Here is a 25,539-nt window from a genome sequence, read left to right on the forward strand (position 1 = left end):
GCTATCGGGATCCTTTCCTCACTGTACAGTGACAACTGTTAAATAATTAGTCAAAACATTCTCCCCAATGGATCCGCTCGTCGTCGCCACGTTCGCCGCCGTCGCCCTGCTCGAGATCGCCGTTCCGCTCGTGCTCGGTTACTGGTTCGTCAAAAAGTTCGGCCTCTCATGGCGTGTCTTCGGGCTCGGTGCCCTCTTCTTCATCATCGTGCAGATCGTCCACGCGCCGCTCGTCATCGTGACGCAGACCCCGCTCTACCTCGCCGTCCTCCCGTTCGGCACGACAACGGCCCTCGCGGCCCTCGCCGTCTACCTCGGCCTCATGGCCGGGCTCTTCGAGGAGATCGGCCGCTACCTCGTCTACCGCTACCTTTTCGGGCGGCAGAAGATCCCCCTCACCCGCGAGAACGGCCTCCTCTTCGGGACCGGGTGGGGCGGCATCGAGAGCATCTTCGTCGCGCTCCTGGTGCTCACGAGCATGGTCTCCTACATCCTTCTCACAGGCGACGGGGGAGCGATCCCCCTGCCCGACGATCCTGCCATCCAGGCAGAGATCGAGGCCGTCCAGGCCCTCACGCCGCTCGACATCCTGCCCGGTCTCGCCGAGCGGATGATGACGATCACCCTGCACATCGCCTGGTCGCTGATGGTGCTTGCCGCCGTTGTCTACGGCAGAAAGGCCCTCCTCGCGCTTGCCGTCCTCTGGCACGCCGCCGTGGACGCCGCCGCCGTTTATCTCGCGCAGACGCAGGGGATCCTGGTGACCGAGGCGGTGATCTTCGTCTTTGCGGTGCTCGCCCTCGCGTATATCCTCTGGGAGTGGCGGAGGATGGGGGTAAGGGCGGCGACCTAGCCCTTCCACTCGTGCAGGTAGCCCCGGCGTTCGAGCGGCTCTCCGTCCGCGAGGACCGTCCGCTCCGGTATGACCTCGCCGATGACACGGGCCTCGACCCCCGGAACCGGAAGGATGTCGGGAGGAGCGGTAAAGAGGAGTTCGAAGTCCCCCCCGCCGTAGAGGGCAAGCTCCCGCCCCTCGTCCTCCGGGACGCCTGCCGGGAGCGGGAGGCGGGCGGTATCGACGGAAAACCCGCAGTCGTTCACGGCGAGGAGGTCGTGGAGGGAGAGGACGAGGCCGTCGGATATGTCCATCATCGCCGAGACCCCGGCACGGCCGAGCGCCTGTCCCTCCCGGACCCGGGGCTGTGGTTCGAGGAGTTCCCTCCTGTGCCGGTCGTAGCCGGCGAGAGCGGCCTCGGCCTCCCCGAGCGGGCCGGTGACCGCGATGACGTCGCCCGGCCGCGCTCCCCGTCTCCGGACGAGGTGTTCCGGGGCGACGAGCCCGAGCCCCGTGCTCACGATCGTCAGTTCCCGGTGGGCGTCGAGGTCGCCGCCCACGAGTTCGGCGCCGAACCTCGTGCAGCAGTCCCGTGCGCCCTCCATGATCCCGGAGAGCCGTTCCGGCCTATCAAGGCCGACCGCGAGGAGCACCTCGCCCGGCGCCGCGCCCATGCTCGCGACGTCGGAGAGCGTGACCGCCGTTGCCATCCAGCCGATCTGCCAGTCGGTCATCCCGGCAGGGAAATCGGTCGTCTCGTGGAGCATATCGGTGCTCGCGACCATGAGACGGTCGCCGCAGGGGATGACGGCGCAGTCGTCATCGAGCCGCTCCGGGTCGATGATCGTCCCGATCAGCCGGTGCAGACCCCGTTCATCCACCGCGACGCACCTCCTTCTCCCGCTCGCTCCGGTACTCCTTGACGAGATACTCGACCCGCTCGGCTTCCTGCTCGCGCCGGAACTCCTTCTGCTCCTCCTTCCATTCCGCGACGGCGTCCTCGACTGCTCCGGTCAGTGCCGCCCCGGTCCTGCCGCGGATCTCCGGACTGACGGTCTCCGCGGGGAGGAGGGAGAGATCGATCTCGCGGGCGACCCGGATCAGGTGCGGGTCGGGCGGCTCCCCGCCGACGACCAGCGCCCGCACCCCCGTTCCCGCGAGATCCTTCACCACGCCGCGGCCCCAGCCGTGAGTCCGGGGGACGTAGAGGACGTCCCCTTCGGCGATGCCGATCTCCTCCTGGAGGGCCCGCACCGCTTCGCGGGTGAGGGATTCGAGCACCTTGAGCGGGGTGTAATCCTCCGAGACCTCGAGTTTCGCGACCTTCTGCATCCTCTCCAGGCGCTTCTTCAGCCGCCGGGACCGCCGCCGCTCGCCCCGGAGCTGTTCGCGCAGGCTCTCGATGGCCGCGTCCTTCGCCGCCAGTTCCGCGTCCCGGCGGATCTTTCGCTCGGCCGCGGAACGGGCCCGGCGCACGTCCTGCCGCAGCCGCTCCACCTCCCGGCCGCGTTCCCGGAGGTCGTCCTGCAGCTCCTGGACGTAACTGCGCAGCCTTTTGACCATCCCGTCGAGCGCCATCACCCGCTCGTCCTCGACCGGCCGCTCCGGCTCGGCCTCCGCCGCCGGTTCCGCCTCCTTTTTCGCCGCCGGAACCCCCTGCAGGTCTGCAAGAACCGTGTCGAGCGGTTGGCCGCGGAGCACCCGCGCCCGCACCTCGTCGAGGTCGAACCCCGGCCCCACCCTCTTTACGATATTCCGAAACTTGTTCTGGAGGCTCCGGTAGGCGTCCAGCGCCGCCGAGAGGGCGTCGCGCTCGTGGTCGTTCGTGTAGGAGAACGGGGCGGTCAGGTCGTACTTCGCCTCCACCGAGAGCGACTGCTTCGGGGTGTAAGGGATGGCGTTGAACGCCCGCCGGATCTTCTCGACCGAGTAGGGCATCTCGCGGACGTCGGAGGCGACGATGAGCGGTTTTCCCGCACGGTAGAGTTCCTCGACGATATCGGACATCGTCATCTGCCGCGAACTCGAGAGGAGAACCAGGTTTCCGTCGAGGTCCACGGCGGCGATGCCGGTGGTGGTCCCGGGGTCGAGCCCGACGATCAGGTAGCGGGGGCGGCCGGAGAGCGGTTCGAACCGTATCCGGTCGAGCTGCCTTCCTGCCACCCGCACCTGGACGTCGGCGCCCCGGGAGGAGTGGACCGGAACCATCTCACGGGGGGCCCTGACCCGGAAGGCGACTCTTGAGTATCCGCCGAAGGCCTTCGTCTCCTTCTTCTCGTAGTCGAGGCCGGCGCCACGGAGCCGTCCCTCGATCTCGCGGGCCTTCTGCATCACGGCGCCGTGGATCTTCCGGGCATAGCGGTTCTGGCTCCACCCGCCCCGGCCGGGCGAACGGTGCCTGCTCACCACGATGTCGGTGGTGTTCTCAAACGCGATCACCTCGACGCCCGCCCCGAGCGCGGCCACCCGGGCGGTGGTTCGTGCCTCGGCGTAGGGGTCGAATTTGTTGAAACTGATGTTGTAGCGGGCGGCGACCTTCCCGAGACTCTCCTTCTTCTCGCCGCCGGTCACCTGGACGAGTTTTGTTGCGGGCGGGAGCGCCTGCAGGAATGCGTGGAGTTCGCGCTGGTCGGCGGCGATCTCCTGGAGGCTGTCCACCGCGAGGATGTCGGGCTCTTCGGCAGCGAGGAGGCGCTGGAGCCGGAACCCGGTGACCTCCTCGACGCTCTGGATATCGCCGTCCTCCACCCGGGCGAGCGCGTAGACCGGTCGGCGGGTACGGGAACGAACCGAACCTTTGATGATATCGATCCCGAAGACCTTCACTCCACCACCCTTGCCAGTGCTTCGTCGAATGCATAATCGATGCCGTATTTCCGTTTGAAGTACTGGAGGATGTTCTCGATGTCGCGGTTGAGGATCTCGGCGGCGTTCGGGTGGGCGATCTCCACCCACTGCGGCCAGTCGATCAGCCAGCATTGCTTTTCGTCGACCATAACGTTGAACTCGCTCAGGTCGCCGTGGACGATCCCGAGGCGGTAGGCTTCGCGGACGTTGTCGAGGATCTCGTCGAGGATCGGCCGGGGCTCCTCGAGGGCCGCCCGCGAGAGGTTGACGCCGGGGACGAACGACATCACGACGACGTGCCGGTTCTGGTCGATGGGGAGCGGCACCGAGACGGCGGGATGGAGGGTTTTCAGGGCGTCGTACTCCATCTTCGCCGAGCTGCTCGAAGCGAAGATCCAGGGGCAGTGCCCGGCCTCCGGCATGTAGCCGCGCTTTACGCGGGCGGACTGAAATGACCGCTGCCCGACCCGGTGGAACTTCAGCACGACGACGCCGAGCCCCATCGCCTCGTATACCTCCGACTCCTTCCCGACGCCAATCTGCGTCCCGAGCGCCTGGATGGTGCCCCGGCGGGTGAGGGAGTGGAGGGCCAGGCTGTCGTAGCCGTTGAAGACGAGAGCGTAACCCTCGTAGGGGGTCTTCTCGTATCTGACCATGTCCATGGCCATCAGCCTGCCCAGGCGGTAGGAGAGCTCGGATTCCGAGAATTTGGTGGCCGACTTGAGCACCTCGAGCGGCACCCACCGGTACCGGCGCATGAGGCGTTCGAGGGCGAGCAGGATCCGGAGTTCGTAGGCGTGCAGGGATCGCACGTATTCTGCAGGAACAGGCATCTTCTACACCATTTATGTGATGCCGTGATAAAAGGATGATCGAGAACGCATGCAGTGCAGCAAGTGCCGCCGCGACGCGGTCATTTTCCAGCGATACTCGGGGCTGCACCTCTGCGAGCATCACTTCAACCGGGATTTCGAGGCGAAGGCGAAGCGGGCGATCCGGGAGCACCGCTGGATCGAGTCGGGGGACACGGTGGCGGTGGCGCTCTCGGGGGGCAAGGACTCGAGCGCCGTCCTCTTCTTCCTCCACCGGCTCCTCGGTGAGCGCCGGGACGTGCGGCTGATGGCGATCACGGTGGACGAGGGGATCTCCGGCTACCGCGACCCGAACCAGGCCAGGAAGATTGCCGAGAGCATGGGCGTCCCCTGGGTGACGGCAACGTTTGCCGACGAATACAGGATCACGCTCGACGAGATCGTGGCGCGGAAAGGGACGGGGCTCTCCTGCTCCTACTGCGGCGTGCTCCGGCGGGCGCTGATGAACCGGATTGCCCGCGAACACGACGTCACGAAGTTCGCGTATGGGTTCAACCTGGACGACGAAGCCCAGTCGGTGCTGATGAACGCCCTCCGGGGGGATGCGGAACGGCTCACCCGTCCTATGCGGGAGGCGGAGGGGATGGTTCCCCGGATCAAGCCGTTCATGTACATCCCGGAGCGCGAGGTGGCGCTTTACGCCTTCCTCCACGTCGAGGGCTTCGACCTTGCGGGCTGCCCCTACGCGGGCGACGCTCTCCGGGGCGACGTCCGCGGCATCCTCGACGACTACACCTACCGTCACCCGGCGACGAAGTACTCGCTCGTGAACCTCGGCGAGGCCCTCCGGGGGACGGAGAGACCCGAGACGAAGATGGGGTTCGGAATTTGCGAGAGGTGTGGTGAGCGACTGCCGGAACGGCAGGAGCTTGAGCACCGGGAGGTGCGGGATGCGACTGCCGGAACGGCGGGAGCACGAGCACCGAAGAACGACGTTCCTTCAGGAACGGAGTTTGAGCACCGGAGGTGCGAAGGTGCGAAGCCGTGCGGGAAGATCTGCCGGACGTGCCAGGTGCTTGATGAGGTTCGGAAGGGGGGTTGACAGAGACTGGACGCACTTATCTATGGCATGGAGCGGAACTGTCCAGACGATGAAACCGCCTGGTACGGTGGACCGTGGGTTATCGCCATTGGGGGAGGGGCTGACGGGGAGTGCGACGTTCCGCAGGAACGGAGCTCGACCACCGTCAGGTGGGGAGGAGGGCTCGCCCCCCTCCCCTGTCTCTACCCCGTAGGGCTCTACCTTTGACCCCCACCGCCCGCGCTTCGCGCTCCTCCCGCCCCCATGGGGGCGGGCAGTGCGTGGCGATAGGCGATGTCCCATGGGGACATCGCTGGAGAAGACGGAAGGTGCGACATACCGAAGAAACGGAGCTTGAGCACCATTGGGTGCGGGGGCAGGAGCAGGAGAAAACCAAATGTCTTGAACCGACGACTGGTTGAAGATGCACAAGCCAGTGGAAATTCGTGTATAGATTGCATAACGTCGCAAAAAGAACTGGATTTTAGTGCCGGCTGAGACTCTGCCCTTACCCTTCACCGCATCACGAGACATCCACCCGTAACGTCGGAGAAGATCTCCATGAACTGCTCGGGGTGGTTCAGGAAAGCAACCGACCGAGGCCGCCCGACCAGATCGTAGAGCCCGACCTCTTTCTCGATCCCGATGTCCGGGACCTCCACCGGGTCGCAGTAGCGCACCGGCGGGGCGTCGGGATAACCTGGGTTCTTCACGAGCGCCCCGCCCTCCATCTCGTAGTAGGCGGCGCCCCGCAGTTCCGCGTAGGGGCCGTAGTTGCTCGAGAACTCCGACGAAACGAGGTTTGCCATCACGAGATCCTCCTTTCCGGGGTTGATCGTCACGTGGCCGTATCCCGGCGGGATCAGGATCTTGTCGCCGGCGGTGCCCTCGATCATCACCACGTCGTCGGCATTGCGGGTCTGGAGGAGGTAGTGCCCCGTCCCCTCAAGCACCTCGTAGATCTCCGGGTAGAGTTCTCCTGCCGGGTTCTCGGTGTGGTAATGCCCCTTCGTCTTGACGTACTCCCCGCAGAGCGTCCGGGCAGGAATGACGGTGATATCGTAGCGGATGCGGTGCTCCCGGAGCCACTCCCGGTCGCTCTCGCTCTTCGCGAGATCCCGGTACATAAAATAGAGAGGCTGGTCGGAGGTGCAGCCGGGATCTGCGAGAACCTCCCGCATCTCCTCGATTGTCCTTACCTGCGGCTCCGGTTTGGGTCCGTCCCAGTACCCGTTCATCTCTGTTTCTTACGGTACACGAATATATAATACCCTGCACCGATGATGACGGCCAGAACGGCGACGAGGAAGACCGGATTGGTGAAGAGCGTGCCCTGCCTCCGCTCAAGCGCGACCTGCACCTTCATGGTGTCGGATATCTTGCTGTTGTCGAGGTCGTCGCGGTAGCGGATCTCGGAGTCGATCCCGTACTCCTTCTCGGTGCCGTCATTGTCGACGTTCACCTCGAACCGTGCCGTCGCGGTCTCGCCCGGGGCGAGGTCGCCGAGGAAGGCGGTGTCGTCGCTGCTCGTGAAGGGGTCGACGGCGCTGATCCGGGCCTGTGCGTTGTAGACCGTTGCCGCCCCGGAGTTCTTGTACACGACTTCAAGGATGCTCTTCTGCCCCAGGTAAAGTGTCGACGGAGGCGAGACGACCTCGAAGGCGATCTTGCCGCCGACGGGAAGGCCGATCGTCGCCGGCCGGGAGGTCACCGTCTTGCCCTCGTAGTCCTCGTAGGTGACCGCTACGTCCAGCGGGTACGACTGCGGCTCGGCGGTATCGGCGACCGAGACCTTGAACTTCACGTCAACCGTCTCTCCCGGCTCGAACGTTCCGACGTAGGCGTTCCCGTCGGTGGGGATGAGCGGGCTCGCGCCGCTTCTCGTGACCATCGCGATTGCCTTGTTCGCCGTGTCATGCCCGGCGTTCTTCAAGGTCATGTAGACGTAGCCTTCCGTGCCGACGTTCAGCGACCCGGTGTGCACGTCAAGAACTTCGACCTGAAGGTCGGGGGTGACCCGCACCTCGAGGGGCAGGGTCTGGGTCTTCTGCTGGTAGTTGTAGCGGAGGACGTCACTCCCGTACTCTTCCGCATCCGCGAGGTAGGTATAGGTCACCTCGAGCGGCAGCGTGTAGGTGCCCGGTTCCGCGGAATCCGTGATCTTCACATCGAACGCGGCGGTTGCGGAGGCGCCGCCCGCAATGTCGCTTAAGAACTGCGGGTCCGTCTTGACGGTGAACGGCGTATCGCTGCTCTTGAGCCCCACGGTGACCAGTTTTGCGGTGTTCGGCTGGTCGTCGGGGGTGAGGAGCGTCGAGCCGACGATCTTGTGGGTATTCAGGCCGCTGTTGGATATGATAACCGCAATCTGGGTCTCGGCACCCGGCGCGAACTGGTTGGTGCCGGAAATCGTTGCCGATAGATCGGGACTTCCATAGAGGTACTTGACGCCTTGCGCCGACCCCGGGACAACCAGGAGTGCCAGCAGGAGCATCAGTACAGGTACATGTTGCCAACGCATCTCTTCACCTTGTTGTTATATTAGCAACAACATTTATTGCTAAACCGTATATATACATGATGGTATGAAGGCTCCCCGGGACGTTCCGAACGCCCTCCTTGAATCTCTTAAATCACTGGGACTTACGAAGTACGAAGCCCTTGTATATATCGGGCTCCTCAGAACCTCGGGCGCGACTGCAACGGAGGTTCACGAGATCTCCGGCGTGCCGCGCGCATCCGTCTACCCGGTTCTCGACCGGCTCGTCCAGAAGGAGCTGGTCAGCGTCTCGCACACGACGCCCAAACGCTTCGACGCCGTTGCCCCCGACCAGGGCGTCGAGAACCTGATGCGCCGGATCGAGAGCGACGCTGAGAGCGCCCGGGCGGCCCTCGACGTCTTTTACCGGGAGAAGGGGCTGGAAGGCCGGGGCGACCGGGAACTGGTCTGGACGATCTACGGCGAAGAGAACATCAGAACCCGCCTCGCCGGCATGTTCGGGAGCGCGGAGCGGAGCGTGGAGGTGCTGGCGACGTGGGACATTCTCCAGGGGGGCGTGCTCCCGCTGCTTGAATCCGCTCCCGACTCCGTGCCGGTCGATATCGTCACCGAGCGCTGGGAAGGCGAGCAGCCTTCCCGGTTCCGGCTCCACCTCCTTCCCCTCGCCGGGCTGCGCGAGACCCGTCTCCCGACGGAGAACCTGCTGCCGTACGAGCGGTCGGGCGTCTTCCTGGTGGACGACTCCCGTGCGCTGCTCTGGATGGGTGCGGTCGACGGGCAGCCGTCCGCCCTCTACTCCGAATCCGAGGGGCTCGTCCTGTTTGTGCGGCGGCATATCACCACCGTCACGGAGTGGGCGAAGGCTGCGGTTCAGTAATCGTCCAGGTAGTCCATCTCCCGGATATCGATCAATCCTTTGAGCGCCCGGGTCACCACCGGTTTTCCCGCCTCCCTGACGGCCGCCATCGCGTTCGTGCCCCCGACCATTGCCACGCCTATGTACTGCGGGCTTACCGGGACACCCAGCAGGGGAACGTTCGGAGCGCCGACATCGAGGATGCCGGAGAACCCTATGGCCGAAAGTTCGTCGAGCACCGTCCCAAGGAGCTGCTCGGCCTCCATGTGGCACTCTCTGATGTTTGCGAGGATGTTGCCCTTTCCGTGGCGCATGACGTCGAGGATCGACGTGGCCTCCTGGGAGATGAGAACCTCGAGAGGGTCGAGCGTGGTGTCGCGGTAGAGGATCATGCTCGTGAACCGCTGCGCAACTCTCCCGTCGACCTCGACGATCCCGCCTCCGATTGGGCTCGCCGGGATACCGCGCTGGAGGAGAAGAGCGTCGAGCGTAATGCTGCACATCGTACAGACGGCGTGCCGGCCGTCCGGGACGGTGTAGCCGGCGACCTGCCCCCCGGGCCCGGCGACCAGGAGCCGGTCGCTGATGGTGATGCCCCGTTTGTGCGCCTCTTTCATAATGGAGAGCGCGAACTCGAGGTCGCGGCTCTCGATGAGCGAGAGGTTGTAGATGATCTTTCCCGTGTCATCCTCCGGGCGGTAGGTCACCTTGAGCGCGTACTCCTCGATGCGATGGTTGGTGAACTTCAGGGGAGCGTGCATTATCAGATCTCTTGCCGTGCAGGTGAAAAAGTGTTGCCTTCAGTCGGTGGATTCTTCCGGCAGGGGCCCGGGGCGGCACCGGCCGTTCATCGCTTCCGTATCCCGCCGGCGGTATGCTTATCCCGTTCGTCCCGTTGAACGCCCCGCCTCACCGCTATCCACGCCCGGCCCCGAAAGGGAAAACTTGTTCTATCTCCCTGTGGTATTGTTAGATGAATGGAGAGTGGGACTCGGGAAAAAGCCCGGAACGTGCTGAAGCGGATCCTTGCCGCGGCCTCCTACGACGTTGAGGAGGTCGGCGACCCGCTGGATCTCTCCGCGATCGGGAGCGAGGATGCCCTGGTGGTGCTCTGCTCGGACGATCCGGAGACGATTGAGAACTTCGATTCGATGACCTATCGCCTGCGCACCGGTGAAGAGGACTGGGTCTGCAGGAAACTGCTCTTCACCCTCGATTCGGCGATGCAGACGGAGGACTGCATCCTGTGGGGACCTGACGAGTTCGTCCGCTACGCGGGCAGGGCCGCGCTTGCGGAAGTGCTCGGGCAGAGCCTGATCCTGGATCTTCCCCCGGCGGCCGGGGCAGTCCGGCGGAGGCAGATCGAGGCCGCTCCAGCGGCGGTGGAGGAAGAGCCGGAAGACGGGCCGGAGTTGCCTCATCTCCCGGTTCAGGTGCCCGAGAAGCGTGCCTGCGGCATCGCCGGGTTACACGGAGCGGCGAAGTGTCGGTTCATCCCGTACTGGAACTACCGCTACGTGAGCACCGGCGAGCGCGAGGTGAAAGACCGGCTGGTCTCCTTCGATGCCGAGGGTGCCGGGGCGGTCAACGCTATCAACGGCCTGAAGATGGAGATCAATCCCGACGAGATCGAGCGGGGCCCGGTTCCGTTCGGTTCCGAGATCGTCTCCGCCCGGCTCGTGCGGGAGGACGTGGAGGAGCAGCTCGTGCGGGAGGTCGTGGACCGGCTCACCCAGCGGATCCGATTCCGCTACGAGAAGGGCGACGCCATCTTCTATGAGGAGAAGACCCTCAAACCCGACCGGAACAACATCACCGTTGATCTCGAGACCGTCTACGTGCCGGTCTGGCAGGTGCGGGGCGGGAGCAAGATCGTCGAAGTCAACGGGTTCACCGGCGAAGTTCTCTCGATGCCGATGGACGAAGGCGTCGAACTGCTGTAAGATCATGATCGTCGTCATCGGCGGCGGGCCCGCGGGAAGGCTCGGGGCGATACACCTCGCACAGGCCGGGGAGGAGGTCAGACTCGTCGAGCAGCGCAGCATCGGCGGGCAGTGCCTTCACGAGCGATGCATGACGATCTGCGCCTTAAACGACGTCGCCCGGCTCGTCGAGTGCGCCAGAACCCAGAAGGACCTCGGCATCCTCGATTCGGTTCCGGCCGTCTCGTACCCGGCCATCCGGAAGCGTATCTGCGAGGTCCAGGAGAAACTCTCCTCGGTTCTCGATGCGGAGACCCGCCGGGCGGGGGTCGAGGTGATCTACGGAGCCGTTGGCCGGCTGGAGGGGAGCCGGGTCTTCATCGGCGACGAGGAGGTCCGGGCCGACGCGGTCATCGCGGCCACCGGGTCGCGGCCGGCAATCCCCGAGATCCCCGGCACCGATCTTACCGGCGTCTACACCTACCGTACGCTCCCCGCCATGCCCGATCTCCCCCGCCGCATGGCCGTTATCGGTGGCGGGGTGGTGGCGGCGGAGTTCGCCCACATATTCCACGCCTTCGGGGTCGAGGTCGAGATAATCGCCCGGCACGGGCTGCTCCGCGATCTCGACGAGAAGATGCGGTCCGCTGCGCTCCGCGACCTTGCCGGAATCGGCGTCCGTGAAGAGACCCCGGTTGCAAGCATAGAAGGCGGCGGGCGGGTCCGCTCGGTTCTTCTCGCCGACGGCGAGGAGATCGAGGCCGATGCCGTCCTGCTCGCAACCGGGCTCGTCCCCCGCTCGGAGACGCTCCAGGGTCTCGAGAAGGGCCCGGACGGGGCGGTCATCGTCGATCGGCGGATGCGCACGAGTGTTCCGGGCGTCTACGCCGCCGGCGACGTCATAGGGCCGCCCTACCTCACCCCCGCGGCCCGGAGGGAGGGCGTGGTGGCGGCCGAGAACATCCTCGGCCGCGACACCGTCATGGACTACGAGGGCATTCCGCAGGCGATGAGCCTCCGCTACGACTACGCTTTCGCCACGACCGGCGACGGAGGCGTCACCCTCTCGTCCCCCGCTCCCGCGGGCCCCGGATCGTTCTGGGACGTCGCGGGGGGCTGGGCGGGGCTTGCCCAGGTCCGGGTCGATCCCGCGACCGGCCGGCTCATCGGGGCCGCCGCCGCCGTCCCCGGGGCATCGATCCTCCTCTCCTACATCGGCTACCTGATGAAACAGGGCATCACCGTCGACGACTTCGACGATATCGTCGAGGTCCATCCCTCGACCGACGGCGTTTACGGGCTCGCGCGCTACGCTGCGGGGATGTTCAAGAAGAGGGAAGAGTGATTCGTCCCGGCGGCTAGAGCTGCCGGAACATCTGCCCGAACTTCGGGATGAAATCTTTTTTGCGGGACATGACGCCCTCGAGCCGGACGGGCTGGTCCCGGAGATCCAGTTTGGTGATGCAGGCCTCGTCCCCGGCGGCAAAGAGGTCGCTTGCGTTACTAAAGACGTTCGTGAAGAGGGCGAAGAAGCAGTCGATCCCCATCGTCGTCCGCAGGCGATCCAGTTCGGCACGGATCTCGTCGGCGTGAGTCTCTGCGAACGCAAACGACGACGTCATCACCTGCGAGACCATGATGCTCTTCCCGAAGAGGTTGTAGCGCTTCATGTCCCGGGTGAGGAGTTCTTCCTTCGGGAGTGCGTCGAGATCCATGCCCTTCCGGATCAGTTCCGGCCCGTATTCGGCCGGATCGACCCCGGCGATACCCGCGAGGTAGTCGGCCGCCCGGATATCCGCGGGGGTGGTCGTCGAGAGTTTCATCACCATCGTATCCGAGAGGATCCCCGAGAGAAGGAGCCCGGCGGTCGACGGCGTGGGCTCGATGCAGGCCTCGATGAACTTGCTCGCCACGATCGTCGAGGTCGACCCCACGGGATCGTTGAGGAACCGCACCGGTTTTAAGGTCGAGATCGCGCCGAGACGGTGGTGGTCGATGATCTCGAGGATATCCGCCTGCTCGATCCCGTCCACGGCCTGGGAGTACTCGTTGTGGTCGAGGAGGATCACCGACTTCTGAACCTCCTGCATCAGCGTCGTCCGGGATACGAGCCCGATATGCCGTCCCCCTTCCCCGACGACGCAGGCCGTCCTGAACTTGGAGTTCGAGACGACGCTCTTTGCATACTCGAGCGAGTCCTCCATCCGCACCGTGGGGACGTCGGTCTCCATGATCATGCTCGCGGGAAGGGAGAGGCTGATCATCTTGCCGACGCTGAACGCGTCGAGCGTCGTCGAGAGCACCGAGGCGCCCCTCGTCCGCGCGGCGTCGATCACCCGCTCGCCCACCGGCGCCCCTTCGGCGATGATGAGCGCGGCGACCCCCGCCGATATCAGCGCGAGCTGGGCGGGTTCGTTGTCCCCGACGATCGCGATATCGTCGGGCGTCATCCGCGAGAGGGTGACGTGCAGGGCGTCGATGACGGTGTAGACCCGGCCTTCCCCGAGCGTCTCGCGCGCCGGGACGACGATCCGGGCGTCCAGGATGCGGGCGAGGGTCTCGAGCGGCATCGGGATGAGGGAGAGTTGCTCCCGGGGATTCTTCCGGACGTATGCCCGGGCGAGGCCGTACTCGCTGACGAGGCCGACCAGGGTCTCGTGTCCGTCCGTGATCGGCATGTTCCGCATGTCGTAGGTGTCCATCAGGGCGGCGACGTCGACCGTCGGGACGTCCTGGCGGACGCTCCGGGTGTCGAGCGGTATGTCCGATACGGTGGGTTCGACGCTCGCTACGTAGGCCGGTGCCTCAACGCCGAACGTCTCGAGCGCAAACTTCGCCTCCGGGCTTACCTCCCCGCACCGGGCGGGAATATATTTTCCCGGTTCGGCGCGGTTGCGGAGCTCGGCGTAGCCGATGACGCTGCAGATGCTGTCGGTGTCGGGTTGTTTGTGGCCGATGATGATGATTTTGTTCAGTCCCATGCTCTCCTCGGAACCCCGGCGGGGCGACGGTTGTCTCCAGAGGTATCGCCCTCTGCCGTCAAAGGCTTTATCCCGGCCTCCGGGTGATGCGGGGTAACGTTGAAGTAGAGGCTCTCTCCATTCTCCCGTGTGGGAACCGATCGCCCCGGGCCTGTTCCGGTCCTGCTCATCCTGGCATGCCTTCTCGTCTCCCCGGCCGCGGGAGCGCAGGGCAACGTGACGGTGACGTCCGTTGCGGTCGAGCCGGAAGTCCTGATGCCGGGCGACTCGGGTTTCGTCACGGTCACCGTGCAGAACACCGGCCCGTCCACCCTCCTGCTCGGCAGGGCCCGCCTCTACGAGGACGGCGTCGTCCCGGCGGGTGAGCCCTATCCCTCGGTCGGGGATCTCGGGGCGGGCCTCAACCGGACGTTCACCTTCGCCGTCCGTGCGGACGCTCCCGACGGAACCTACTACCCCCGTTTCTCCCTCGATCTCCGGGAGAACGGAACTCTCAGCCACCCGGTTCCTGTCCGGGTGGACGGTACTCCACTTGAGGCGTCGGTGGCCGATAGGCCGGACGCCTTCGCTGCCGGGAGGGAGGCCGCCATCGCCGTTCAGGTCGGCAACCCACGGCCGAACGCCGCCTCCGGCGTCCGGGTGATCCCCGAGGGTGCGAACTTCTCCGTCACGCCGGGCAGCGCATTCATCGGGACCCTGGAACCCGACGCGTCCGGAACCGTCGCCTTCAACCTGACCCCGGCGGCGGAGACAAACGTCACGTTCCGGGTGGTCTGGCGCAACGGGATCAACACTCACGCCGCCGATCTCGTGCTGCCGGTCACGTTCGGCGAGGACAAACGGCAGGCGGACCCCGTCATCACCAACGTCGAAGTCGCCGTGGAGGGAGGGATCTACCGGGCGACGGGCGACGTCATGAACGCGGGGCTCGAGCCGGCCCGATCGGTCATCATCTCCCCGGGTGCGCCCGCGACGCCCGTCGACCCGTTCCGGGTCTACGTCGTCGGAACGCTTGATTCCGACGACATCTCGACGTTCGAGGTTACGTTCCGCGCCGGTGCCGGCGTGGAGGAGATCCCGCTCGTCATCGACTACCGGGACGGCGACGGTAACCCCTACTCCGTCGAGCGGCCGATCTCGCTCGAGAACCGCACTGCAGAGGAGGGCGCCGATGCCGGGCTGCCCGCTCCGGCCGTTGCCGCCGTGGCGCTGGTCGCCGTCGCCGCCGGCCTCGCGGCCCTCTGGTACGTCCGGAGGCGGCGGCGGTGAGCGGCGAGCCTATCCTCCGGTTCGAGGAGGTCAGCAAGATCTACCCCCTCCCGGCAGGCGACGTCGTGGCGCTCGATCGCGTCTCCCTCACCGTCGATCCGGGCGAGTTCATCGCCGTTATGGGGCCCTCGGGCTCCGGGAAGTCGACGCTCCTGAACCTGATGGGCTGTCTCGACGTCCCGACCCGCGGGAAGATCTACCTATCCGGGCATGAGATCTCCAGGATGAGCGACGACGACCTCACCCGGCTCCGGCGCGACCGCATCGGGTTCGTCTTCCAGCAGTTCAATCTCATCCCGCTGCTCTCGGCGGTCGAGAACGTCGAGTTTCCCATCATCCTCACCACCGACCGGGAGGAGAGCCGGCGCCGGGCGATCGAGGTCATGCGGGCGATGCACCTCAACGACGCCCTCTTGACCCACAGGCCGGCCGAGCTCTCGGGCGGCGAGCAGCAACGGGTCGCCATCGCCCGCGCGCTCGTGAACGACCCCGACCTCCTTCTCTGCGACGAGCCGACCGGGAACCTGGACACGAAGACCGGGACGGCGATCATGGAGATTCTTGCGGAGGAGAACCGGGAGGGCAAGACGGTCATCATGGTCACTCACGACCCCAACGTCGCCGCATACGCCCGCCGCACGATCCGGATCGTGGACGGGAGGCTGGCATAGTGTTCTTCTCGTTCGCGGCGAGGAACCTGCGGAGGCACTGGATACGCTCGGCGCTCTCGATCATCGGGATCGTCATCGGCGTCGTCGCCATCGCCTCCCTCGGCGTCATGGGCAACAGCATCAATCTCCTCGTCGCGAACGTCATCACCGACGTCGGCGATACCATCGTGATCACGCCGCACACCGCGATCGGCGGGACCTTTGCCGGAGACCCACGGACGGCAGTGGACGCCGCCATCCCCGTCCGCGAGGTCGAGGAGATCCGGCGGGCGGCAAACCCGCACCGGACGGTCCCGGTGCTCCAGGGAGCCGACGAGGTGGAGTTCGGCCGCGGCGAGAGCGGGTATACCCAGATCATCGGGCTTGCATCGGACGATATTCCCATCCTGCTTGAGATCGCGGACGGGCAGTACCCCCGGCAGAACCAGCCGGGCGCGCTCGTCGGGACATACCTCGCCGCGGAGTACGACGTAGCCCCGGGCTTCAGGCTCACGATCGGGAACGAGAGCATCCGGGTTGCCGGCGTGCTTGCGGAGCGCGGGTTTGCCGCCGACATCAACCCGGACTACGCGATCGTCGTCCCCGACGGCTGGTACGAGAGCCACTTCGGGGCCAGGGATACCTACCCGATGGTCATCGTCCGGGTCGGGAACGCGGAAGAGATCGACGCCGTGAAAGAGGCGATCGATAGCCGGATCAACCGGCGCGAGGAGATCGTGGACGTATTCGACTCGCGCGACATGCTCCGGCAGTACGAGGAGATCTACCAGCAGATCACGGTGTTTCTTCTCGGGATCGGGGGGATATCACTCATTGTCGCCGCCGTCAACATCTTAAACGTCATGTACATCTCGGTGACCGAGCGCATCCGCGAGATCGGCGTCATGAGGAGCATCGGGGCGTTGCGGCGGGAGGTTCTGCGGATGTTCCTCTACGAAGCGGTGCTCCTCGGGCTCATCGGAAGCATCATCGGCGGTGTTCTGAGCACCGCCTTCGGCTACCTGATCAGCCTCGCCGCGGTCGAGGTTTTCACGGCCGGGACGACATTCGGCGAAAACATCACGATCTTCGACCTGAGCGCGGTCGGATATATCGTCTTCGGGATGGCGTTCGGTATAGGGACGAGCATCGCCGCCGGGTTTTACCCGGCCTGGAATGCTTCGCAGCTCGCTCCGGTCGATGCGATGCGGCAGAAATGAGAGGTGTGACGGGGCATGATCTTCTTCGATCTCGCGGTCAGGAACCTCAAACGGCACAAGGTCCGCTCGGTCCTCGCAACGGTCGGCATCATCATCGGCGTGATAGCCATCGCCTCCCTCGGCGTCATGGGAAGCAGCCTCTCGGTGCTCTTCAGCGGGATGGTCTCCGACGTGAGCGACACCTTGCTCGTCACCCCGCACCTCGCGGCATCGAGCGGCGACCCGTTCGACCCCAGAAACACCCTTGCCGCACGCATCTCCGATAAAAACCTGGGGCTGATAGAGAAGGCCGCGGGAGAGCACCGCGTCATCCCCATGATTCTCGCATCGGACCGGCTGCATGTGCGGGATGCGAGCGGCTACGTGACGATATATGCCATGCCGGCGGCCGACATCCCGTTCCTGCTGGAAGAAGAAGCCGGGATCTACCCGCAGGGGAGGTCGTCCGGGGTGATGGTGGGCTCGCTCCTTGCCGATGAATTCGACCTCCATCCCGGGAGCCGCATCGAGGTCGGGGGCGAACGCGTCCGTGTCGTGGGAATCGCGGCGGAGCGGGGGATGGGCATCGACATCAACCCCGACTATGCCGTCATCGTCACGGAGGACTGGTATACGGAGCGGCACGGGGAGCAGGACTACAGCCGTGTCGTCGTCAAGGTCGGCGATCTCTCGGAGATCGAAGGGGTGAAGGCCGCCATCGACCAGCAGATCAACCGCAGGAAGGAGGTCGTGGACGTTCTCGACTCGCGCGAGATCCTGGAGATCTTCTACGAGACCACCGACGCCATCAACATCTTCCTCCTCGGCATCGGTGCGGTTTCGCTCCTCGTCGCGAGCGTGAGCATCTTAAACGTCATGATCATCTCGGTCACGGAGCGGACGGGGGAGATCGGGCTGATGCGGAGCATCGGGGCGCGAAAACGGGAGGTTCTGCGGATGTTCCTCTACGAGAGCCTTGTCCTCGGGATCGCAGGGAGCATCGCCGGCGGCATCGTGAGCATAGCGGTCGCCTACTACGTCACCACCACGGTAGCGGAGTACCTCACCGACTTCGCCATGTCGGCAGGAGCGGGCATCCCTGTTACCGTGGTGATCGGCTACGTCGCCTTTGCGATGGCGTTCGGGACGGCAACCAGCATCGTCGCCGGGTTCTACCCGGCATGGAAAGCGGCGCAGTTAAACCCAATCGAGGCGCTCCGCTACGAGTGACGGGGTCACCGGGGGTGGGAGGCCGGCCACCAGTGCAGGATTTTTATACCTGAGATGATATGGGGGACCCGGTGAAGACGATGTTGTTTGTCCTGTGGTATCAGTTCGAACCGGAGCACGCGCACCAGGTTCTGGAACTCTGGAAGCACTTTAAGTTCCCCTCGGACGTGAACGTCCTCCAGCGCTACCTCCTCATCGGGAGGCACATGTCGGTTGCCGTCTTCGAGGCGCCGGACGAGCGCTCCATCTTAAAGATCACCGCGCCGTTCAGTTCGTACGGCGTTGCCCACGTCGTGCCGGCAATGACGCTCGAAGAAGCGATCAAGACGGTCTGATCCCGGGCCCTGCCCGGCACCGGAACCCCTCTCTTTTCCCGCCCTGTTCGAGTTCGCCTCCTTCCTAACCCTGCCGCGAGGCCGGGCGTGGTGAACCCCCTCGCGGCGGTGAGACCATGCGTAATTTCATAGTCCTGGAGACCGGAAACTCTATGAGCACTTATAGGATGATAGACTTCCCTGTCAGGAAGTGCTCCGGCCCCTATCCGGTCCCCAATACGATAACAATACCCGGCTGTGTGAAACGAATGTTGCAAATGATTACGTGGCTCGACAAAAACTTCAGCTCGCTCCAGCCGACGCGGGCGATCATCATGAGAGCGCTGCGCCACCTGCGCCCTGCGGATCGAAAAAAACTCTTCTCGGAGGACATCCCCGAGATGCGGACCGCCGAAGGGCGGTGGTTCGAGGCGATCGTCTACGAGATGATCCTCGATCTCTCTCTGCAGACCGATCTGGTCCTCTCCGTCGTGGCCAGGGGTGCCGACGGGCCCGCCAAAGTCCGGCGCGCGCAACTCGGTCAGAACGGGCTCTTCTACTCGAACATCGGAGACGTCAAGGTCCGGGGGAACGGCCAGGACCTCGCCGAAGTCGATCTCGTGCTCGTCGACCATACCGGGGCGCTGACGTTTGGGGAGATCATCACGTCTCCTGCCGACTTAAAAGAGTTCGAGGCGGAGATCCGCTACAAGAAGCAACTCTTCGGCTATCTCTACGGGCAGCCGACCGTGCCGTTTCTCCTCATCTCCTCGGTCGATATCTCCCGGACGGCCGTCGTCCGCCGCCTCCTCAAGGAACCGGACAACATCCTCCTCACCACGCCCACCTGCGAGGATTTGAAGGCCCTTATCCGGCAGCGGGACCTGAAGCGGAGCCCTACCCGCCGGGTCAAGCACGAAAAACTGGTATCCATCAAGGACATCCCGCCCCGCCGTCCGTTCGACTACAAGAAACTGCACGACGAGCGGCTGCAGAGCATCATCTCCACCGTCACCTCGAAGAAAGGCGTCGGGGAACTCGGCACCCCGGACGAAATCCCGCCGATCGTGAAGAAAGTCCTCTTCGGGGGGCTCTACCCCTCCGCCGTCCGGATGCTCGATGCCCGATACCCCATTCGCATCAAAGGGAAGACCTACGACCCGGATACGATCCAGAAACAGTTCTCGAAGGTCATTCTCGCCGTGAACATCCCGGATTACCGGCCGATCATCTATCTCCGGACCCGGAACAAGAAGGAGTACCTCAAGATGGTGCCGAACAAGACGGGCGGGTTCAAGTTCGAGAGCCGGCGGACGCCCCATATGGCAGGCTTCTTCCTCTGGCTCGAATCCGTTCAGCCGTCGCTCGGGGCCGAACTGACGCGGGAACTCCTCGACGCGTTCCCCGCGGTCCACGTCCTGGAATCGGTCGCGGAAAGGAAACCGTAAGGTACGTATGCGCGCCGGTCGTATGTGGGCGCATGGACTCGGACGGCGGTGATCCTGAATGGACCTGATAACGGAGATCGCCGGGTTTGTGGGGTTGACCCTGGTCGCGGTCGCGTCGATTACCGCGGTGATGAATCCGGCCTCCACGACCGCGGTCTTTACGGCGCTCACCGAGGGGATGACCCCGGACGAGCGCCGTCAGGTCATCCTTACGACGGTTAGAATATCTTTCATCGTGCTCGCCTTCTTTGCGCTGACCGGGCAACTGGTCTTCTCGATCTTCAACATAACCGTCCCGGCGTTCCAGATAGCGGGAGGCATCCTGCTCGTCACCGTGGCTACCGGGATGCTCGGTTCACGCGGCGAGTCCTATCAGGCCGGTGACCTGGAGAATATCGCCATCGTTCCGCTGGCCTTTCCGCTCTCCTGCGGGCCGGGGACGATCACGGCGGTGATTCTGCTCACGTCCGCCGGTGCATCGAGCCTGATCGCCGTCTTCCTCGGGATCGCCGTGGCTCTCGTCATCTCGTACGTCGGAATGCTTTACGGTCCCCGCATATTCGCCTTTATCGGGGAAGGAGGCCTCAGGGTCGTCCCGAAACTGATGGCGGTCATCGTTCTTGCGATAGCCATCCAGTTCATCATCAGCGGGATCGCGGAGGCGATGCCCCAGCTGCTCTCGAACGTCGACTTCGGCGGGGATGCGGGTACGGAATGACGGATGTTCAGATCGCTCTCATCCAGGCACTCCAGACCCACGCGACGTGGCTCGAAGCGCCGATGCTCTTCTTCTCGGCCCTCGGGGAACCGGAGTTCTACCTGCTCGTCATCCTGATCCTCTACTGGTGCTGGGACACGCGTCTCGGCCTCCGTCTGGCCCTCCTGATGGGAATTACCGGCGGGCTCAACGAGGCCCTCAAAGTCGCGTTCCACCTCCCCCGCCCCTACTGGGTCAGTCCGGAGGTCAGGGCGTTTGGAAGTCACCCGTCGTTCGGGCTGCCGTCGGCGCACGCTCAGGGGTCGGCGTCGTTCTGGGGGCTGCTCGCCGCCGACGCCCGGCGCAGGTGGGTCTGGGCGTTCGCGGCAGGAACGGTCTTTCTCATCGGCGGATCGAGGGTGTTTCTCGGTGTTCATTTCCCGATCGATGTCCTCGTGGGCTGGACGATCGGCGCAGCCGTCCTCCTCGCGTTCCTCGCTCTCGAGGGACCGGTGGGCCGCCGGGTCGCCGCCCTCCCGCTCTCAGGGAAGGTGCTTGCCGCATTCGCCGGCTCCCTCGCCCTGGCCATAGCCTCGTTTGCCGCTCTCGCGGCCCTCGGGGACTGGGAGGTTCCCGCCTCCTGGGCGGCGGGGGCGCTCGAGCGGTCCGGGGAGCCGATCAACCCGCTCCTTCTCCTGGACGCGGTCACGGCGTCGGGGCTCTTCTTCGGGTTTGCGGCAGGTGCGGCGGCAGACCGCCATCCGGGGAGCATGTGCGCGAGAGGGAAGGGATCGGTCCGCCTGTTCCGCTACGCCTTCGGGATCCTGATAATCGGGGCGATCTGGTACGGGCTCGGGCTCTTCGTCCCGCAGGACGCCGTTCCCGCTGCCTACCTCTTCCAGTACCTCCGGGCCGCCGTTGCCGGGGCCTGGGTCTCGTTCGGTGCCCCGGCGTTCTTCGCCCGGTACGGCCCGGGCACGTAACGCCGGGTATATATCCCCTCCGGACGAGAATTCCGTATGGATTCGACGGAAGGCGGTCTTCACGGTGCTCGAAGGGATGATCCTCTGCGTCGTGGCGATCCTGTTTGCCGTGCTTGCGGCCCACGCCCTGAACGCTCCCCCCGGCCATCCGGCGGGCTTCGTCTACTCCGCGCTCGAGGAGACCGGGGGATGCCTGATGGTCTCCGGCGAGGTCTACGGTTACGCGCTCACCGGCGGAACCGTCGACGGCGTCGCCCTCGTCTGCGACCGGCCCGATCCGTCACGGATGGGGGCGGTCACCTGCAGCGTCCGCCTCTTCGTCGGCGATATGGGGAGCGTCGATATCGGCCGCGCCGCGCTCGAGGTCGCCACCGCTGAAGGCACCGAGCGTCTCGCAAGGACTGCCGGAGCACCCGTATCGCCCGGGAACTGGACGATCGCCCGGACGGGACACACGATCCCGTTTCTGCAGGCGGACGACGACACGCTCCTCGAGCCCGGAGAACAGTTCGACCTGGTCATCTATCCATCCCGGCCGCTTGCGCCCGGCGAGAGGTTCCTGATCCGGATCGCCCCGCCCCAGATCACGCCGGTGACGGATCTCGGGTAAAAACCATCCTTCAGCAGGCTTTTATAGCCGAAAGCCGACTCACTCCTATGCTTGCAGAGGGGATCACTCTCGGCTGGATGCTGATCGTGCTCGGAGCGGTGCTGCTCCTGGTGGAGGTCTACCAGCCCGGGTTCTTCATCGCCGTCCCCGCGACGGTCATGATCATCCTCGGGGTTCTCCTCCTCCTCGGTGTCGACATCCTCTCGTCCCCCTGGGGTCTCGTCGTCGGGGTCCTCGCGGCAATCGTGGCGGCCTCGGTCACCGTGTGGCTCTACGGCCGCCTCACGCCCGGTCAGGAACCGCCGACGACCCTCTCCCGCGACTCGCTCGTCGGTCTCGAGGGAACGGTGGTCGTCCCGGTCGATCCGGAGACGCTCGTGGGGAAGGTACGGCTCGGGAGCATGGAGTGGAGCGCCCGTTCCGAGTCGGGAGAGATCCCGGTCGGGAGAAAAGTTATCGTCGTTCGCTCCGAAGGGGTGCACGTCGTTGTGAAGGAGGTAGTTTAAGATGCTTTTTACTGGAGAGGGCCCGTTGACCGGGCTCATCACGGTCTTTCTTATCATCGTCATCATCATCATCTTCGCCCGTGGCGTGGTGATCGTACAGCCCTACGAACAGGGACTTCAGATCCGCCTGGGACGCTACATCGGGAGGATGAACCCCGGCTTTCGGTGGGTCGTCCCGCTGATTACGGTAGTCAAGAAACTCGACCTCCGGACAGAGGTGATGGACGTCCCGCGGCAGGAGGTGATCACGAAGGACAACTCCCCGACGAACGTCGACGCGATCGTCTATGTCCGAATAATCGATCCCGAGAAGGCCTACTTCGAGGTGATGAACTACCGGTCGGCGACGGTGGCGCTGGCGCAGACGAGCCTGCGCGGGATCATCGGCGACATGGAACTCGACGAGGTCCTCTACAACCGGGACGTCATCAACGCCCGCCTCAGGGATATTCTGGACCGTGAGACCGATGCCTGGGGCGTCAAAGTCGAGCGAGTGGAGATCAAGGAGGTCGACCCGGTGGGTGCGGTCAAGCAGGCGATGACCGAGCAGACCGCGGCCGAGCGTGAGCGGCGTGCGGCGATCCTCCGTGCGGACGGCGAGAAGCGGGCGGCGATCCTCAAGGCGGAGGGGAGCCGGCAGAGCATCATCCTGGAGGCCGAGGGCGAGCGGCAGAGCAAGATCCTGCGGGCCGAGGGTGAACGGCTATCGAAGATCCTGCAGGCGCAGGGCGAGGCGCAGGGGCTGCGCATCCTCTCGGTCGGCGCCCGGCCGCTTGATAAGCGGGCGATCACGGTCCTCTCCCTCGACGCCTTGAAGAAGATGGCCGAGGGCCAGGCGACGAAGATCATATTCCCCTTCGAGCTCTCGAGCATTGTGAAGCAGGCCGCGGAGTACCTCGGCGCCACGACCGAGGCACCCGAAGTTCCGGAAGGAGGAGAACTGCCCCCGGAGGATATCCTCGGGGAGATCCCGGGACGGGATGTGGTCAGAACCGCTGAGGAGGCGGTAAAGAGCATCGATACCGACATCGGCGTGGAGATGCAGAAGAAGTCACGGGACCTGATCGGGAAGGGAGAGGACGAGGGGCTATAAGGCCCGGTCCCCCCCCTCTTTTATTCATCGAACCCGAATTCCACTTGACCCTGCCGAACCTGAAGCGGGAGTAATTTCTGTAATTCCAGCGTTTAAAGGGTGCAATGGCAGGCTTCCCCCGGCTGAGACTCCGGCACCACCGCTATTGTCTCACGCGAAGAACGACTGCCGATACAGCCGGGTTTTGAGAAAAACGAAGTTCTTCGAGACCGCGAAGGAGGTTATAGGTTTGCCGAAAAATACCGCCTTCGCGAAGGGGCGGCCCTTTGGGTCGGAGTTCAGGCCCCGGGGGTAAACCTCTACGCGTGGGAGAATTGAGATCGCTGCACCGCCTGGTGCAGTGAGTCTTACCCCATCGTCAGCACGAACCGCAGCGCCGCAACGATCATCGGCATCGTGATGAGGAGGATCAGCATCACCGTCACAAAGCCGCTGATCGAGGCGACGACCCGCTGCGCGTACTGCGACCAGCCCCGGCGCTCGAAGAACCGTTCCACGCCTTCCTTCATCATGTAACCGCCGTCGAGCGGGACGATCGGTATCGCGTTGAACATCCCGACCAGCAGGTTGAACCACCCGGTCCAGAAGAGGAGGTGAACCGTGCCCCAGAAGAGGGGGAACGGCTCCTCCCAGGCTATCTGCTCGGGGGTATCGGTGAGCAGGATCCCGAGCTGCTGGGTGTTGCCCTGGATGAATGCGTCGATCGGGGCTATCGTCAGGTAGAGGGGCGCAAGAAGCCCGAGATCTGCGATATTCCCGATATGTTCCTTCACCGCGGGAGCACTGTAGTAGTAGACCCCCATGAACCCGGAATCCCGGTCGCCGTTGAGCGCCTCCGGCCACTCGGAGAGGGTGAGCGTGTAGGTGCTCTCGACTCCGTCTTTTGCGGCAGTCAGCGTGACCGTCTCACCCGGCCGCGTCCCGTCCATGATCGCTGCAATCTCTTCCTGGCTTGCCACGGGAACACCGTTCACGCCCGTGATGATCGAGTAGCCGGGAATCCCCGCGTCGGCCGCGGGGTAGTCCTGGTAGACTCCCTGGACGAGCGGGACGGCAAGGGGCGCCGCCATCCCGAAGAGAAGGAACATCGCCGCAAAGCATGCGAGGCCGAAGACTATGTTGTTCGTGATCCCGGCGCCGAACATCCGGATCTTCGGCATCCCCCTGGCCGCTTCCACGTCTTCCTCGTCGGGCTCGACGAACGCCCCTATCGGGATGACGGCGATGAGGAGGCCCATGCTCTTGACCCGCATATTCTCGACCCGGGCGAGGATGGCGTGACCGAACTCGTGGATGACGATCGTGAGGAGGAGGCCGAGGAAGACGGCCGCGGTGATCGGGATCGCCTGGTTGACACCGGGTATCGCGAGGAGGTTTCTCGGGTCGTAGATCCCGGTCGGCTCCGGGGTATGCACCAGATACTGGGGAACCGCGACGAGCAGGGCGAGGGTCATGAAGGCCGAAACCACGACCACCAGCAGGACCCCGAGCGTCGCGTAAGCCCGAAGCACCGTTCCGAACTTCCGGAACCAGTCGAAGAAACCGACCCGTTCGGTCTTGATGGCGAGGATCGGGCCGAAGAACATGACGTGTTCCTTGAACAGTCCTCGTTCACGGATGTAATAAGCAATAAGGAGGTATGCCGCGACGAGGAGAAGGAGTATCTGGAGCCAGTTCATCACTCACGATTAGAGCGCGCGAGGCAT

24 protein-coding genes are annotated in these 25,539 nt (G+C 64.7%); 16 read left to right on the top strand and 8 right to left on the bottom strand.

All coding sequences use genetic code 11. From position 1 onward, the window contains the following. Positions 1-67 precede the first annotated feature (67 nt). On the top strand, positions 68-853 hold the full coding sequence (locus MEMAR_RS02330) for a YhfC family intramembrane metalloprotease (RefSeq protein ID WP_011843322.1): 786 nt from the start codon (positions 68-70) through the stop codon (positions 851-853). Here MEMAR_RS02330 and thiL read toward each other — a convergent pair. From thiL to MEMAR_RS02345, 3 genes are read right to left on the bottom strand one after another with little or no spacing between them, the layout of a single operon-like run. After that, positions 850-1,716, bottom strand: coding sequence for a thiamine-phosphate kinase (thiL, locus tag MEMAR_RS02335; RefSeq protein ID WP_011843323.1), 867 nt, complete (start codon positions 1,714-1,716; stop codon positions 850-852). The genes MEMAR_RS02330 and thiL overlap by 4 nt on opposite strands. Then, on the bottom strand, positions 1,709-3,661 hold the full coding sequence (locus MEMAR_RS02340; protein WP_011843324.1) for a DUF460 domain-containing protein: 1,953 nt from the start codon (positions 3,659-3,661) through the stop codon (positions 1,709-1,711). The genes thiL and MEMAR_RS02340 overlap by 8 nt, the downstream gene beginning before the upstream one ends. Next, positions 3,658-4,515: an RIO1 family regulatory kinase/ATPase domain-containing protein gene (locus tag MEMAR_RS02345; RefSeq protein WP_011843325.1), complete on the bottom strand. Its 858-nt coding sequence runs from the start codon at positions 4,513-4,515 to the stop codon at positions 3,658-3,660. The genes MEMAR_RS02340 and MEMAR_RS02345 overlap by 4 nt, the downstream gene beginning before the upstream one ends. Before the next feature lie 49 nt (positions 4,516-4,564). Between MEMAR_RS02345 and MEMAR_RS02350 the strand changes: the two genes are divergently transcribed. Then, on the top strand, positions 4,565-5,596 hold the full coding sequence (locus tag MEMAR_RS02350; RefSeq protein WP_011843326.1) for an ATP-binding protein: 1,032 nt from the start codon (positions 4,565-4,567) through the stop codon (positions 5,594-5,596). A gap of 494 nt (positions 5,597-6,090) precedes the next feature. Here the strand turns inward: MEMAR_RS02350 and MEMAR_RS02355 are convergent, their stop codons facing one another. Both MEMAR_RS02355 and MEMAR_RS02360 read right to left on the bottom strand, forming a co-directional pair. After that, positions 6,091-6,813, bottom strand: a complete 723-nt coding sequence (locus tag MEMAR_RS02355) for a glucose-6-phosphate isomerase family protein (protein WP_011843328.1) — start codon at positions 6,811-6,813, stop codon at positions 6,091-6,093. After that, the gene (locus tag MEMAR_RS02360) at positions 6,810-8,096 is read right to left on the bottom strand and encodes a COG1361 S-layer family protein (RefSeq protein ID WP_011843329.1); all 1,287 of its coding nucleotides are present in this window, start codon (positions 8,094-8,096) and stop codon (positions 6,810-6,812) included. The genes MEMAR_RS02355 and MEMAR_RS02360 overlap by 4 nt, the downstream gene beginning before the upstream one ends. A gap of 64 nt (positions 8,097-8,160) precedes the next feature. Here MEMAR_RS02360 and MEMAR_RS02365 point away from each other — a divergent pair, with 64 nt between their 5' ends. After that, positions 8,161-8,952 carry a TrmB family transcriptional regulator gene (locus MEMAR_RS02365; protein ID WP_011843330.1) on the top strand — a complete coding sequence of 264 codons (792 nt, stop codon included), beginning with the start codon at positions 8,161-8,163 and terminating at the stop codon, positions 8,950-8,952. On the opposite strand, the gene MEMAR_RS02370 is transcribed toward MEMAR_RS02365, so the two are convergent. After that, a complete protein-coding gene (locus MEMAR_RS02370) occupies positions 8,946-9,692 on the bottom strand; it encodes a DUF128 domain-containing protein (protein WP_011843331.1) in 747 nt (248 codons plus the stop codon). The two genes, MEMAR_RS02365 and MEMAR_RS02370, sit on opposite strands and share 7 nt — an antisense overlap. A 216-nt stretch (positions 9,693-9,908) precedes the next feature. On the opposite strand from MEMAR_RS02370, the gene MEMAR_RS02375 reads away from it, so the two are divergent. Further along, the gene (locus tag MEMAR_RS02375; protein ID WP_011843332.1) at positions 9,909-10,874 is read left to right on the top strand and encodes a hypothetical protein; all 966 of its coding nucleotides are present in this window, start codon (positions 9,909-9,911) and stop codon (positions 10,872-10,874) included. A gap of 4 nt (positions 10,875-10,878) precedes the next feature. After that, positions 10,879-12,198, top strand: a complete 1,320-nt coding sequence (locus MEMAR_RS02380) for a dihydrolipoyl dehydrogenase family protein (RefSeq protein ID WP_011843333.1) — start codon at positions 10,879-10,881, stop codon at positions 12,196-12,198. Positions 12,199-12,211: 13 nt separating this feature from the next. Here the strand turns inward: MEMAR_RS02380 and MEMAR_RS02385 are convergent, their stop codons facing one another. Then, positions 12,212-13,834 carry a putative manganese-dependent inorganic diphosphatase gene (locus MEMAR_RS02385; protein ID WP_011843334.1) on the bottom strand — a complete coding sequence of 541 codons (1,623 nt, stop codon included), beginning with the start codon at positions 13,832-13,834 and terminating at the stop codon, positions 12,212-12,214. A gap of 129 nt (positions 13,835-13,963) precedes the next feature. Between MEMAR_RS02385 and MEMAR_RS02390 the strand changes: the two genes are divergently transcribed. The 11 genes from MEMAR_RS02390 (at position 13,964) to MEMAR_RS02440 (ending at position 23,833) form a co-directional block, all read left to right on the top strand. After that, a complete protein-coding gene (locus MEMAR_RS02390; protein WP_011843335.1) occupies positions 13,964-15,103 on the top strand; it encodes a COG1361 S-layer family protein in 1,140 nt (379 codons plus the stop codon). After that, positions 15,100-15,774 carry an ABC transporter ATP-binding protein gene (locus MEMAR_RS02395; RefSeq protein WP_011843336.1) on the top strand — a complete coding sequence of 225 codons (675 nt, stop codon included), beginning with the start codon at positions 15,100-15,102 and terminating at the stop codon, positions 15,772-15,774. Before MEMAR_RS02390 ends, MEMAR_RS02395 begins: the two co-directional genes overlap by 4 nt. Beyond that, complete coding sequence (locus MEMAR_RS02400; protein ID WP_011843337.1) at positions 15,774-16,973, top strand: ABC transporter permease; 1,200 nt, start codon at positions 15,774-15,776, stop codon at positions 16,971-16,973. Before MEMAR_RS02395 ends, MEMAR_RS02400 begins: the two co-directional genes overlap by 1 nt. A 15-nt stretch (positions 16,974-16,988) precedes the next feature. Then, positions 16,989-18,182: an ABC transporter permease gene (locus tag MEMAR_RS02405; protein WP_011843338.1), complete on the top strand. Its 1,194-nt coding sequence runs from the start codon at positions 16,989-16,991 to the stop codon at positions 18,180-18,182. Between the two features lie 80 nt (positions 18,183-18,262). Beyond that, the gene (locus MEMAR_RS02410; RefSeq protein WP_011843339.1) at positions 18,263-18,517 is read left to right on the top strand and encodes a DUF3303 domain-containing protein; all 255 of its coding nucleotides are present in this window, start codon (positions 18,263-18,265) and stop codon (positions 18,515-18,517) included. A 257-nt stretch (positions 18,518-18,774) separates the two neighbouring features. Then, complete coding sequence (locus MEMAR_RS02415; protein WP_245526637.1) at positions 18,775-19,944, top strand: hypothetical protein; 1,170 nt, start codon at positions 18,775-18,777, stop codon at positions 19,942-19,944. Positions 19,945-20,002: 58 nt separating this feature from the next. Next, positions 20,003-20,662 carry a MarC family protein gene (locus tag MEMAR_RS02420; RefSeq protein WP_011843341.1) on the top strand — a complete coding sequence of 220 codons (660 nt, stop codon included), beginning with the start codon at positions 20,003-20,005 and terminating at the stop codon, positions 20,660-20,662. Then, on the top strand, positions 20,659-21,624 hold the full coding sequence (locus MEMAR_RS02425; protein ID WP_011843342.1) for a phosphatase PAP2 family protein: 966 nt from the start codon (positions 20,659-20,661) through the stop codon (positions 21,622-21,624). Before MEMAR_RS02420 ends, MEMAR_RS02425 begins: the two co-directional genes overlap by 4 nt. A 64-nt stretch (positions 21,625-21,688) precedes the next feature. After that, positions 21,689-22,234: a hypothetical protein gene (locus MEMAR_RS02430; protein ID WP_048063726.1), complete on the top strand. Its 546-nt coding sequence runs from the start codon at positions 21,689-21,691 to the stop codon at positions 22,232-22,234. A gap of 47 nt (positions 22,235-22,281) precedes the next feature. Beyond that, positions 22,282-22,740 carry an NfeD family protein gene (locus MEMAR_RS02435; RefSeq protein WP_011843344.1) on the top strand — a complete coding sequence of 153 codons (459 nt, stop codon included), beginning with the start codon at positions 22,282-22,284 and terminating at the stop codon, positions 22,738-22,740. Position 22,741: 1 nt separating this feature from the next. Next, positions 22,742-23,833, top strand: coding sequence for an SPFH domain-containing protein (locus tag MEMAR_RS02440; RefSeq protein WP_011843345.1), 1,092 nt, complete (start codon positions 22,742-22,744; stop codon positions 23,831-23,833). Between the two features lie 347 nt (positions 23,834-24,180). Here MEMAR_RS02440 and MEMAR_RS02445 read toward each other — a convergent pair whose 3' ends face one another. Next, positions 24,181-25,512, bottom strand: a complete 1,332-nt coding sequence (locus MEMAR_RS02445; RefSeq protein WP_011843346.1) for a site-2 protease family protein — start codon at positions 25,510-25,512, stop codon at positions 24,181-24,183. Positions 25,513-25,539 lie beyond the last annotated feature (27 nt).

It is taken from the genome of Methanoculleus marisnigri JR1, assembly GCF_000015825.1.
GTDB classification, from domain to species: Archaea; Halobacteriota; Methanomicrobia; order Methanomicrobiales; family Methanoculleaceae; genus Methanoculleus; species Methanoculleus marisnigri.